This is a genomic window from Flavobacterium lipolyticum (assembly GCF_020905335.1).
GTDB classification, from domain to species: Bacteria; Bacteroidota; Bacteroidia; order Flavobacteriales; family Flavobacteriaceae; genus Flavobacterium; species Flavobacterium lipolyticum.
On sequence record NZ_JAJJMN010000001.1, the window covers coordinates 1 to 12,977 of the forward strand.

The following is a 12,977-nucleotide window of genomic DNA, read 5'->3' on the forward strand; positions in this document are numbered from 1 at the left end:
TAAACAAAACAGTAGAATGCAGCGATACAGCAGCTTTAACTGCCGCACAGGCTTTATTCCCAACGGCTACAGACGCTTGCGACACTAATGTCTCAAACATCGTAAAAGTAAGCGGTTCATTTGTAGCTTCTGAAGGTTGTTCTAATGCCGGAACGTATACCAATACCTGGACTGTGAAAGACGATTGTGGAAATACTTCAGATACTTTCACTCAGGTGATTACTATTCAGGATACTTCAAAACCAACCTTTACAGGAACGCTACCTGCCGATATTACTGTTTCTTGTGATGCTGTACCTCAACCGGCAAATATGGAAGCTTCCGATAATTGTAGTGGTAACTTACCAATTGTTTTCAGCGAAACAAAAAGTAATACTGAAAATCAATGTAGTACAAATTACACTTTAACCCGTAAATGGACCACCAGTGATTGTAGTGGTAATACAATTTCTTACACTCAAATCATAACTGTTAGAGATACCACTCCACCTACAGGAACCGCTCCGGTAAATGTGGCAAATCTGCAAACTATTGCTGATATCCCTGTTGGAAATCCGAGCGACATCACCAATGCTGTGGACAATTGCAGCAGTACGGTAAATATTACTGTAAGTGACGCCAATAATGGAGGAAGCGGTTGTGACGGAAGTCCTTACATCCTAACAAGAACCTATACTTTAACAGATTGTGCCGGTAATAAAACACTATTAACTCAAACCTTTACGGTACAAAACAAAGTTTCAGTATCTGGAGTTGCTACAAATGTGAACTGTTCGAACGGAAGAACTGGTTCGATTCTGGTAACTAATAGTCCAGGCTCAACTGTTATCATTAAAAATGAAAAAAATGAAACTGTTGGAAATACCAATTTACCGGCCGGTACATACACGCTTACAGCAACATCTTCTGTAAACAAGGGAAATCAAGCATGTACTGCAACTGCAACTGTTACAATCACGGCAACTCCTAACGAAACAACAAATGTTAGCAGTACAGCCTGTAACGATGATTCGACCATTATTAACTTGCTATCCTTGTTACCTGAAAATACTCCTACTAACGGAATCTGGGTAGATAACAGTAATACTAACAGCATACAAGGAAACAATTTCAATCCTTTAGGTCTGGCAATAGGCAATTATACATTCGAATACAAAATACCTGATGCTAGCTGTCCAAGAAGTATTGTACTGAATATGGCAATAAATGATGATTGTAAAGTACTTGCCTGTGGAAGTATAGTAGTTCACAATGCTTTCTCTCCAAATGGTGACGGAATCAACGATGTCTTCACTATAGACAGTATTGGCGATACCACTTGTTATCCTGAGAATGATGTAGAAATCTATAACCGTTGGGGGGTATTAGTATTTGAAACACACAATTACAACAATCAAACCAATGCCTTTGATGGAATTTCAAGAGGCCGAACCACTGTGAAACAATCTGACGGGCTGCCAACAGGAACTTACTTCTACATTATTAACTACAAATCACTGGACGGAAATAATGTACTACAGAATAATAAAAAAGACGGATATCTTTATTTATCGAAATAAAAAACTAAACATATCTTACTGCATAGCAAGCACATAAAGAGACAATTTACAATTAATTAATAAAAAAATCCTTATTTTTGAATATACAAATGCATAGACTTTTTTACAATTTAAATTGATAAAAAGTAGTACTAATGAAAATAATAAATACCACTATGAGAACAAAATTATTTTTCTTCGTCATTATGTTTGTAACAATTGCGAGCTATGCACAGCAAGATGCACAATTTACGCAATACATGTACAATACCATAAACATTAATCCGGCTTATGCAGGATCGCGAGGAGCTTTAAGTGTTTTTGGATTATACCGCACCCAATGGGTTGGACTCGACGGGGCACCAGAAACCAGCGCTTTCTCAATCAATAGCCCTATAAATAATAGTAATTTAGGAATTGGAGCCTCTTTAATAAATGATAAAATTGGCCCAACTAACGAAAATAACTTTTCGGTTGACCTTTCCTATACTATTCAGACCTCAGCCGATTTTAAACTTTCGTTTGGTATCAAAGGAACAGCCAACCTGTTCAATTTGGATGTCAGCAAATTAAATCCGGAGAGTCAGGGAGATCCACAGTTTCAGGATTTAAACAATAAGTTTTCACCGAATGTGGGAGCCGGAGTCTATTGGCATTCTGATAAAGCATACATTGGTTTATCGGTACCTAATTTTATCGAAACCAACCGGTACAGTGATAATGATTATGCCATTTACAAAGATAAAATCAATTATTATTTAATAGCCGGATATGTGTTTGATCTTGATAGACTTCAATACATCAAATTCAAACCCGCCTTACTAACCAAAATGGTCCAAGGAGCACCGCTTCAGGTAGATGTTTCTGCCAACTTTATGTTCATGGATAAACTTGTGGTTGGAGCGGCCTACCGATGGAGCGCCTCACTTAGTGCTATGGTAGGATTCCAGATTACTGACGGTCTTTATCTTGGTTATGGTTACGACCGCGAAACCACACGTTTAAACAACTATAATTCAGGATCACATGAGATATTCCTGCGTTACGAATTCTTCAAAAACAATGGTAAAATGACAACGCCACGTTTCTTCTAAAAATAACGATTATGAAAAATTATATACTCCTTTGCTTAACAATTATCTGTTCTTTTTCAGCCGGCAGTTATGCGCAACAATCGAAAATTAATACTGCCGATAAGAACTACGACAATTATGCGTATATCGACGCTATTAAAACCTATGAACGTGTAGCTGATAAAGGATACAAATCGGAAGATTTGTTTAAGAAGCTCGGAAACTCACACTACTTCAACTCTAACTTTGAAGCTGCCGCAAAATGGTACGGTGAATTATTTGCGATGAACACCGCTGTCGAGCCAGAGTATTACTATCGATATGCACAATGTCTGAAATCAATCGGACAAACCGATAAGGCTGGTAAAATTATGGCTGATTTTTTGGCTAAATCTAAGAACGATGACAGAGCAAAATTATATGCCGAGGATGTAAACTATCTGGACAAAATCAAAGCCAATTCCGGCCGATACAAAATTGAAGATGCCGGAATCAACTCTAAATACTCTGATTACAGTTCCTATGTTTACAACGGTAAAATATACTTTGCCTCTGCCCGGGATACCGGAAACTTTTCACAACGCAAACACAAATGGACCGGAGAATATTTTACGAATTTGTATTTTGCCGATACAGACCCTCCTGCTAACAGTACAGTGAAAGTCAATAAATTCAAAACATCACTTAATACAAAGTTTCACGAGTCTTCTCCCGCTTTTACGAAAGACGGACAAACGGTTTACTTCACCAGAAACAATTATATAAACGGTAAAAAAGGAAAAGATGACAACAAAATTACTTTAATCAAAATATACAGAGCCACTCTTGAAAACGGAAAATGGACCAACATAACCGAACTTCCTTTTGACAGTGATAATTACAGTACAGCACATCCTGCACTTAGTCCTGATGAAAAAACGCTGTATTTCGCTTCAGACATGCCCGGAACAGTAGGTCAGTCTGACATTTACAAAGTAAGCATCAATGGCAATGGCAGTTATGGCACACCTGTGAATTTAGGTAAAGTGATAAATACACAAGGAAAAGAAACATTTCCGTTTGTTACCAGCGATAATGAAATTTATTTTGCTTCTGACGGACATCCCGGACTTGGCGGTCTGGACGTTTTTGTAGGTCAAATTGAAGATAACGGAACCATAAGCAATATTCAGAATCTTGGAGCGGATGTTAACTCGCCTAAAGATGATTTTGCCTACATTATTGATCCTGTATCCAGAAGAGGCTATTTTAGCTCTAATAAAGATGGCGGACAAGGTTCTGATGACATCTACAAATTTCTCGAAACAAGAAAACTGCAATGCATACAAGAGCTAAACGGAATCATTACAGACGCTGAAACCTTAGCTGTTTTACCAAACACAAAATTAACCTTGTATGACAATCTGGGCAATATAAAAAACACTACTATTTCAGATGCAACCGGTTTTTACAGTTTCCCTGTTGAATGTGGAAAAACGTATAATGTAAGAGCAGAAAAAGAAGAATATACCACCAAAGAAATCAATATTACCATTGGAAAACTAACTGGAAAAACCAGTCTTCCTATTGCATTGGAAAAATCCGCCTGTAAAGTCACTATTGGCGATGATTTAGGAAAATGTTTTGGTATCAAAATGATTTACTTTGATCTGGATAAATCAAATATCCGTACAGAAGCTGCTCTGGATTTAGAAAAAATACTTGATGTCTTAAACAGCCATCCAACGATGAAACTTGATATTCGTTCACACACAGACAGTCGTGCTACACATCAATACAACGAAGCCTTATCCGGCAGAAGAGCTAAATCAACAATTGAATGGCTCGTTAAAAACGGAATCGCTAAAAACAGACTAACCGGAAAAGGATATGGAGAAACCCAACTGGTAAATGGCTGTTCTGATGGTGTACCGTGTACAGAAGAACAACATCAAATGAACAGACGAAGCGAATTTATTATCACAGCCTTGTAAAAAACCAAATTCAAATAATTCTAAAAAAACGTAATATCTTAAACTCTAAAATTCCAAATTCCAAAAGCAGATTAAATACTGATTGGAATTTGGAATTTGTTTTTTTTAAACTTGTAAATAACTCCTTTAAAATTCCGCTTTCGTGAAACGAATCTGTATGATTCGTCTTCTTTACTTATTTGGGATTAGGCTTCACACCAACCATAGTTTTCGTCACTCATAGCGTTTAACTTTATGCTTTATTTAGACTCTTTGAGAACAACTAACCCACTTTTACATCAGTACATCTTAAGAACTAATTTCATACATAGCCAAAAAAAAATCGTTGCAATTCTCTGAATTACAACGATCAATAAAAACTAAACCAGTCCAATATTTTCTCTACATCTTCACAAAGATGTTCGTATAGTATTTCTTTCCGGTTTTAGAGTCAATCGAAACTGACAAACCAAAATGAGTATAGTCTCCTTCAATATTTGCCTTGTGTCCGGGGCTATCCAACCAGGCTCTTAAAGCAGCCTCAGAAGTTTTATAATTGTAAGCAACATTTTCGCCTACTTTTTTAGCACCTAAAACACTCATGATATTATTGGAACGCGAAGTAAAATCATTATGATCAACCACATTGTTTGCGATCATGTATTTGTTGTGTTCTTCGCACTTAAATGAAACGTGATTGATTCCTTTCAGAGCATTCAGACCAATACTTACCCGATAATCATTGATAAGTTTCATCGATTCGATTTCTGAATCATTGTAATTGTAGTTAGCAACGACAGCCTCGGCTGTAGCAGGGTTTTCGCTACCCTCTGCGCTGTCCGCTGAACAGGAGCTCATTGCAACAAGTAGGGCAACTATTGCAACGAACCTCATGTTACGCATCATCTTTTTCATAATGACATAGTAGTTTAATTTTTAAAGTAGATGTTGGGGCAAATCCTTTAAATATTTATTAAAATAAATTGACTTGTTTCTTTCTCAAACTTATTCAATTTATCGTTAAACTACAAATAATATCGATAAAATACGCAATAATTCTACAATCGAAAGTAATAATCCTACAAGCTAAGAGGATAACCTTTCCATCTTCCATGAAAAGTCAGATTGACTTTGATAACGAATTCTGTCATGCAATCTATTGGGTCTCCCCTGCCAAAATTCTACCTCTAAAGGAGTTACTAAAAAACCACCCCAATTTTCAGGTCTGGGAATGTGTTTTCCTTCGAATTCTTTTTCCAGTTTTTTCAAATTTTCTTCCAAAAAAGTTCGGGACGGAATCACTTCGCTTTGCTTTGAAACAATCGCACCCAATTTACTTCCATCAGGACGAGAATCAAAATAGCCATCAGATATATTATCTGATGTTCTGGTAGCGATTCCTTTGATGATGACCTGACGTTCCATTTCCTGCCAAAAGAATGACAAACAAACATGCGGGTTTGCGGCTATCGCCTTCCCTTTTTCCGAATCATAATTGGTATAAAAAATAAACCCTTCTTCCGAGAATTTCTTCAATAAAACCACTCTCGATTTCGGAAAACCATCCAATCCAATTGTCGATACCGTCATGGCATTAACTTCTCCGCTTGCACCAAAATCTTCTACCTCATGAAACCATCGGTTGAACAGATTGATTGGGTCTTCGGGAATATTGGTTTCCAATAATTCACTCTTTTCGTAAGATTTTCTATAATTGCTTAAATCGTTCATGATTGTTGATTTTAGATTGTAGATTTTAGATTGTAGATTGTAGATTGCAGATTGTAGATTGTAGATTGTAGATTGTAGATTGTAGATTTTTTTTGATTTCAAATTCTTACAAAAAAAAAACAATTTACCATTTTGTCATTTATAACTCATAACTCACATTTTAAAACTCAAAACTCCTCCCGTCATCTCCCAAAAGTGTGTTTGGAAAAACGGTTTCGGCTTCTACTTTAAAACGTTCGATACCATCGTAACGTGTTGAATAATGCCCCAGAATTAACTTTTTTGCATTTGCTTTAAGTGCAATTGTTGCGGCTTCTTTTGCGGTTGAGTGTAACGTTTTCAGTGCCAAAGCGGCTTCTGACTCCAAAAAGGTAGATTCGTGATACAAAACGTCAACATCCTTAATTATAGGAAGTACGTCTTCGTGATACACTGTATCAGAACAAAACGCGTAACTCATTGACGGAATAGGATCAAAGGATAATTCTTTGTTCTTTATTACAGTTCCATCGTCAAGTGTAACGTCACCCCCTCCTTTTATTTTTTGAAAATAGGCCGTATGAATATTGTATTGCTGAACCGCTTCTACATTTAATTTTCGGTCACCGGGTTTTTCCTGAAACAAAAATCCGTTTGTATACACGCGATGCTTCAACGGAATCGTTTTTACAATAACTTTATTGTCTTCAAAAATAACTTCGCTTTCTTTTGACTCTAATTCATGGAAAAACAATTTATAGGTCGTCCAGGATTCCGTCAATTTTAATTGAAGCAGAATAAGTTCTTTAATCCCTTTCGGTCCGTAAATATGTAAATCGGTCGTTCTTCCTAAAAGAGAAAAAGTAGAAATAGTTCCAATTAATCCATAAAGGTGATCTCCGTGAAGATGCGAGATAAAGATGTGATTTATTTTTGAGAATTTAATCTTATTCTTTCTAAGTTGCACCTGTGTTCCCTCACCACAATCAATTAAAAATAACCGATTTCTTATTTCTAAAACCTGCGAAGTAGGGTTCGTAATTGTTCTGGGAGTAGCGGCATAACAGCCAAGTATGGTAAGCTTCATTTTAGATTGTTGATTTTAGATTCTAGATTGAATATATATTTTAGATTTCAACATTCAAAATCTAAAATCTGAACTCTAAAATCTACAATTAAAACCCGAGGTCTCTTTCGATTTCCTCCATTTCGATAATATCGTGCGCTTCCAAAAGTGACGGAACAACGACTAATTTATCTGAAACGGCATTAAAGTCTAGATCTGAAACTACTATTACAAATGATTTTTTGGCTTTCTTCTGCTGCTTGGCAAGGGGTAAAAAAAGTTTCACCTCTTTTTCCGACACATCACTATCTGCTGATAAATCGATTATAATATTTTGTTTTTCAAAGGTTTTAAACTGTTGCGTTACTCTTTCCAAAAAAGCATTAAAATCTCCCTGAGTATCTTTAATGGTAACGGTATGTCCTTTTTGATCTACTTTCATCTTTATAATATATACACTTCTGATTTGAAAAGCTAAGGTACGAAGTTTTTTTAGTTTTCAGTTCTTATTCCCAGTTCTCAGTCTCAGTCTCAGTTTTCAGTCTCAGTTTTCAGTCTCAGTTTTCAGTCTCAGTTTTCAGTCTCAGTTTTCAGTCTCAGTTTTCAGTCTCAGTTTTCAGTCTCAGGGAAATTTCCCTGTCAATATTGAGACTGAGAACCGAGACTGAAGACTATATCACATTACTGTTGAATCTTAGACGCTAGCAAATAAATCACTGCCATTCTGATCGCTACTCCGTTTTCGACCTGATTTAGAATAACAGAATGATCGGAGTCAGCCACTTCGGAAGTAATCTCTACCCCTCTGTTAATTGGTCCCGGGTGCATGATGACGATTTCTTTCCCAAGAGAGTCGAGTAACGGTTTATCTACTCCGTATTGCTGTGCATACTCACGTGTCGATGGAAAAAAATTCACATCCATACGTTCATTTTGAACACGAAGCATATTAGCAACATCACACCACTCTAAAGCTTTACGCAAATTGGGTTCAACTGTGACACCAAGTGATTCAATATATCTCGGAATCAGTGTTTTTGGCCCGCATACTTTTACCTCAGCTCCCTGCATCTTCAAAGCATATATGTTAGACAAAGCTACTCTCGAATGCAGAATATCTCCTACAATGACCACTTTTTTTCCGGCCACATCGCCTAATTTTTCTCTAATCGAATAACTGTCTAATAAAGCCTGAGTTGGGTGTTCGTGTGCTCCGTCTCCGGCATTCACGATACTGGCTTTGACATTTTTGGATAAAAAATAAGCCGCTCCGGGATTGGAGTGGCGCATTACAACCATATCAACTTTCATTGAAAGGATATTATTTACAGTATCAATCAGGGTCTCCCCTTTTTTAACCGAAGACTGGGCTGCCGAAAAACTAATCACATCAGCCGATAATCTTTTTTGTGCCAATTCAAAGGAAAGTTTAGTTCTTGTACTGTTCTCGAAGAAAATATTGGCAATGGTAATATCTCGTAATGAAGGAACTTTTTTAATAGGTCTGTTAATGACTTCTTTAAAATGATCGGCCGTTTCAAAAATCAGGTTAATATCATTTTCATTGATATATTTAATTCCCAATAAATGATCTACGCTTAATTCTTTCATGTTTAATGTTTAACTGTTTTTACTGTTTAATCGTTTATTTGTTTAACTGTTTAATCGATTCCTTCCGATTAAACAATTAACCGGTTAACCGATTAAACTAATTTGTTACCAAGTGAACAACATCTTCACCGTCATTTTCTTTCCAGCTTACTTTTACTTTTTCGTCATTGATAGCATCTACCTGACGGCCACGATAATCGGGCTGAATTGGCAGATTACGGCTAAAACGTCGGTCAATTAAAACTAACAATTCAATTTCTGAAGGTCTTCCAAAAGACTGAATAGCAGTTAACGCGGAACGAATGCTTCGTCCGGTAAACAAAACGTCATCAATAAAAATGACTTTTTTATTTTCGACTATAAAATTGATTTGGGTTCTATTCGCTTCAAGCGGTTTTTCGGTGCGGCGGAAATCGTCTCTAAAAAAGGTGATGTCTAAATAACCCAGAGAAATTTCGGGCGTTTTGTACTCGCTTTCTAATATTTGTTTCAAACGTTCGGCTAAAAAAACACCTCTTGGCTGAATTCCGATTAAAATAGTATCTGAAAAATCAAGATGTTTTTCGATTAACTGACAAGCCAAACGATGGAGTATGATAGTAACTTCTTTTGAATTAAGTAATACTTTTTGGCTCATAATTAAGTATAATGTTTGGTTGGGCAAATATACAAAATCAGAATTTATTTGCAGTCTCTTTCTAAATACAAATATTTGAATAAATTTTTAGCGTTGTAATAGCACAAAGCATTCTCTTTAAATTCCGTAGAAATGAATAATAGTACAGCACAAAATTGAAATTCGTTGCTCATGAAACTATACAAGTCAAAGAACCTTTCGTACAACCTCATCAACATCTCTTAACTTAATCAGATCCTTTTTGCTATTTTATTATATTTGACCAATCAAAACACCTAAGATTAGGAGAAATTTAATCATCCTTGGCTATGATTACTTTTAAAAACCGAATACATACCGAAAAAATGAATTCCTATCTCACCAAAATAGATGCTTTTATAAACACCCTTGATCAGGAAACCTTAGCCGCTTTAAATAACATCTCCACTACCAGAACTTTAAAAAAAGGAGCCTTTTTATTACGGCAAGATGAAATTTGCAGTAAAAGCTATTTTATAGAAGAAGGGATTGTTAGAAAGTACTACCTCGATGATGGAAAAGAAATCACGACAGAATTATACTTTAAAGATGATATCGCGGTGTCTTTTAATAGTTATTGCCTTCAAACGACAAGCAACGAATTTATTCAGGCCGTGACAGACATCACCGTTTCACAAACTGACTTTAAAGGATTTCAGAATGCAAAAAAGCAATTCCCAAAATTGACAGAATTGGATTTGATGCTCACCGAATATTACGTAATTTGGCTGGAGGATCGATTGTTTCAGTTTCGCACACTCGACGCTACGACCCGCTATCTTAAATTAACTAAAGAACATTCGCATATCATTAAAAACATCCAGCTTACACATATTGCTTCTTATCTTGGAATATCTTTGGAAACGCTAAGCAGGATCCGGTCCCGAATTTAAATGTATTATTTGACTTAAGTCAAATTTCCCGCGATTTTTCATTTCGACATTTGTTTCATAAAATATAAAAAAATGAAACAAAGAATTATAGGATTTGACCTGGCAAGAGCATATGCCATCTTCGGAATGTTTATTGTGAATTTCAATATGGTTTTTGGCTCCCATAACGACCAAAGCACCATTGCACAATTTATGTCTCTTTTTAGCGGCAACTCAAGTTCTGTTTTTGTGATACTGGCCGGAATGGGTATTGCGCTTATGACCAACAGAGTGGAATATACTGCTGCCGAGAAAAACAAGCTGAGAAATACCATCCTCAAACGAGCTGGTTTTTTATTTGTCATCGGACTTTTACTTAACCTGATCTGGCCTGCCGATATTTTGCACTTTTACGGTTGCTATATGTTCATAATTTCTTTTATAATCTTTTTAGACAAAAGGTTTTTTCTGTTTCTGGCAGCTGTGGCGGTATTTGGTTTTCACCTTTTAATTTTTATCGTCCCTTATGAAACGGGCTGGAACATTGCCACTTTTCAATACAAAGATTTTTATACCCTGAACGGGTTTATCAGAAATACTTTTTACAATGGCTGGAATGCTGTATTCCCCTGGATTGCTTATTTTCTTTTAGGAATGTATCTCGGAAGACTAAACTGGAGCAGCATCAAAATGCAGAAAAAAATGTTTGTGCTTGGACTTTTACTATATGTATCGATAGCATTACTTCAATTACTGTCCGGCCAATTTGTACTTTCAGAGAATTTACATTTATTTATCAATGCCGATTATCTCCCTCCGTACCTTCCTTTTATGCTAAGCACCTCCGGATTTGCTCTGATGCTGATTGCCTTTTTTATGTACATCGGAGAAAAAAACGGAAATAACCAATATGTACAAAATTTTGCACCAACGGGTCAAATGACGCTTACGCATTATATTTCTCATCTTACCATTGGTTTAATTTTATTTTCTGCGCTAACAGGTAATGATCTGGTCCAATATTCAACAGATCCGAAAGCGACAAAACCAATTTATATTTTACTGTTTTCAATTGCGTACTTTGCACTCAGTTACTACTTTAGTAAACTTTGGGCAAGACACTTTAAGAACGGCCCATTTGAAGCCCTTATGCGTAAAATAACCCGCTAATTAAATTTTACCGGAACCATTGCCCAATCATTTTGAGCCGACCATAAACTGTCAAAAAAAACTTTAAAGCTGGAGACCAGACTAAAAGTCTACATCAAAAAAACTATTTCCGTCTCTAAATTTAAAATTATATTTTAGCAGTACAGCACTTACCTATACTTCTTGCTTACAGACCAAACACAAGATTAAAGCTATGGATCAATACAAAGAAACTTTCGAAACCTGGGATAAAATTGCAACTATTTATCAAGATAAGTTCATGGATTTAAAGCTGTATAATGAAACTTACGACTTCTTTTGCGATGCTTTGAAAAACGAACAGCTTCATATCTTTGAAATTGGCTGTGGCCCGGGAAACATCACAAAATATTTATTATCAAAGAAACCCAATTTAAAAATTAGGGGGATTGACATTGCTCCCAAAATGATTGAATTAGCACAAAAGAATAATCCTTCTGCCCAGTTTGAAGTAATGGACACGCGAGACCTCAACAAAGTAAATCAACAATTTGATGCCATTATTTGTGGTTTTTGTCTGCCCTATTTGTCCGAAGAAGATTGTTCCAAACTAATCAACAACATTTATAAAATACTCTGTTCTGGTGGTATTTTTTATCTTAGTTTTGTTGAAGGGCATTCGACTGAATCAGGTTTCATTTCGGGAAGCACCGGCGACCGAACCTATTTCTATTATCATAATTTAAAGAACATAGAAAAACAGCTTTCTATACATAATTTCAAAATCATTAAATCGTTTGAAATTAAATATCCAAAATCCGAAAATATTGAAATTCATACGATACTAATTGCTCAAAAAAATGAAAGAAATCATTGCACTTTCTGAAAAAACAATAACCCTAAACAGAAATGAATTTCTTAAAGTAAAAGGAAGCATAGACGACAATATCTATTTGGTCGAGAGCGGAAGCTTACGGCTTTTTGTTTTGGACGATGATGACGAACAAGTCATTCGATTTGGTTACCAGCAAAATTTAATTGTGTCACTGGATTCTTTCTTAACAGGAAAACCTTCTGACCTGTGTATTCAGGCCATTAAAAAAACAGTTCTGAAGGTCATCACAAAGAAGCAAATCGATCAGTTTTTAAAAATTGAAGTCAATAAAAACCTATGGATTACTATTTTAGAAAACTTAGTAGTGCAGCAAATGGAACGCGAAATTGATATTTTAACCAATTCTCCAAAAGAAAGATACCAAAGAGTTTTAAGGAGAAGTCCGCAGCTTTTTCAGGAAGTGCCAAACAAACACATTGCCAACTATCTAAGAATGACACCTGAGACTTTATCGAGATTAAAAAAGTCTTGATTTCA

At 35.9% G+C, this 12,977-nt stretch carries 13 protein-coding genes; 7 read left to right on the forward strand and 6 right to left on the reverse strand.

All coding sequences use genetic code 11. The features are described from left to right. The 3 genes from LNQ34_RS00005 to LNQ34_RS00015 form a co-directional block, all read left to right on the forward strand. A partial coding sequence (locus tag LNQ34_RS00005; protein WP_229998271.1) for a T9SS type B sorting domain-containing protein occupies positions 1–1,559 on the forward strand: 1,559 nt, incomplete at its 5' end. Between the two features lie 155 nt (positions 1,560–1,714). Next, the gene (locus tag LNQ34_RS00010; RefSeq protein WP_230000570.1) at positions 1,715–2,632 is read left to right on the forward strand and encodes a PorP/SprF family type IX secretion system membrane protein; all 918 of its coding nucleotides are present in this window, start codon (positions 1,715–1,717) and stop codon (positions 2,630–2,632) included. 11 nt (positions 2,633–2,643) lie between these two features. Continuing rightward, the gene (locus tag LNQ34_RS00015) at positions 2,644–4,584 is read left to right on the forward strand and encodes an OmpA family protein (RefSeq protein WP_229998272.1); all 1,941 of its coding nucleotides are present in this window, start codon (positions 2,644–2,646) and stop codon (positions 4,582–4,584) included. Between the two features lie 381 nt (positions 4,585–4,965). On the opposite strand, the gene LNQ34_RS00020 is transcribed toward LNQ34_RS00015, so the two are convergent. From LNQ34_RS00020 to pyrR, 6 genes are all read right to left on the reverse strand, one after another. After that, positions 4,966–5,478, reverse strand: a complete 513-nt coding sequence (locus tag LNQ34_RS00020) for a CAP domain-containing protein (RefSeq protein ID WP_202702707.1) — start codon at positions 5,476–5,478, stop codon at positions 4,966–4,968. A 171-nt stretch (positions 5,479–5,649) separates the two neighbouring features. Next, entirely contained in the window at positions 5,650–6,294 is a 645-nt protein-coding gene (gene pdxH, locus LNQ34_RS00025) for a pyridoxamine 5'-phosphate oxidase (RefSeq protein WP_202702706.1), read from the reverse strand. Positions 6,295–6,454: 160 nt separating this feature from the next. Further along, on the reverse strand, positions 6,455–7,360 hold the full coding sequence (locus LNQ34_RS00030; protein ID WP_202702720.1) for a ribonuclease Z: 906 nt from the start codon (positions 7,358–7,360) through the stop codon (positions 6,455–6,457). Positions 7,361–7,448: 88 nt separating this feature from the next. After that, the gene (locus tag LNQ34_RS00035; RefSeq protein ID WP_070908864.1) at positions 7,449–7,781 is read right to left on the reverse strand and encodes a ribonuclease Z; all 333 of its coding nucleotides are present in this window, start codon (positions 7,779–7,781) and stop codon (positions 7,449–7,451) included. A gap of 239 nt (positions 7,782–8,020) precedes the next feature. Further along, complete coding sequence (locus LNQ34_RS00040) at positions 8,021–8,950, reverse strand: aspartate carbamoyltransferase catalytic subunit (protein ID WP_017497616.1); 930 nt, start codon at positions 8,948–8,950, stop codon at positions 8,021–8,023. Positions 8,951–9,047: 97 nt separating this feature from the next. Then, positions 9,048–9,587 (reverse strand): bifunctional pyr operon transcriptional regulator/uracil phosphoribosyltransferase PyrR, encoded by a 540-nt coding sequence (gene pyrR, locus LNQ34_RS00045; RefSeq protein ID WP_202702705.1) that lies wholly within the window; start codon positions 9,585–9,587, stop codon positions 9,048–9,050. Between the two features lie 308 nt (positions 9,588–9,895). Here pyrR and LNQ34_RS00050 point away from each other — a divergent pair, with 308 nt between their 5' ends. From LNQ34_RS00050 to LNQ34_RS00065, 4 genes are all read left to right on the forward strand, one after another. After that, positions 9,896–10,498 (forward strand): Crp/Fnr family transcriptional regulator, encoded by a 603-nt coding sequence (locus tag LNQ34_RS00050; protein ID WP_229998273.1) that lies wholly within the window; start codon positions 9,896–9,898, stop codon positions 10,496–10,498. A gap of 72 nt (positions 10,499–10,570) precedes the next feature. Continuing rightward, positions 10,571–11,647, forward strand: coding sequence for a DUF418 domain-containing protein (locus tag LNQ34_RS00055; protein WP_229998274.1), 1,077 nt, complete (start codon positions 10,571–10,573; stop codon positions 11,645–11,647). Positions 11,648–11,840: 193 nt separating this feature from the next. Beyond that, a complete protein-coding gene (locus LNQ34_RS00060) occupies positions 11,841–12,491 on the forward strand; it encodes a class I SAM-dependent DNA methyltransferase (RefSeq protein ID WP_229998275.1) in 651 nt (216 codons plus the stop codon). Then, positions 12,466–12,972, forward strand: coding sequence for a Crp/Fnr family transcriptional regulator (locus tag LNQ34_RS00065; protein WP_229998276.1), 507 nt, complete (start codon positions 12,466–12,468; stop codon positions 12,970–12,972). The genes LNQ34_RS00060 and LNQ34_RS00065 overlap by 26 nt, the downstream gene beginning before the upstream one ends. Positions 12,973–12,977 lie beyond the last annotated feature (5 nt).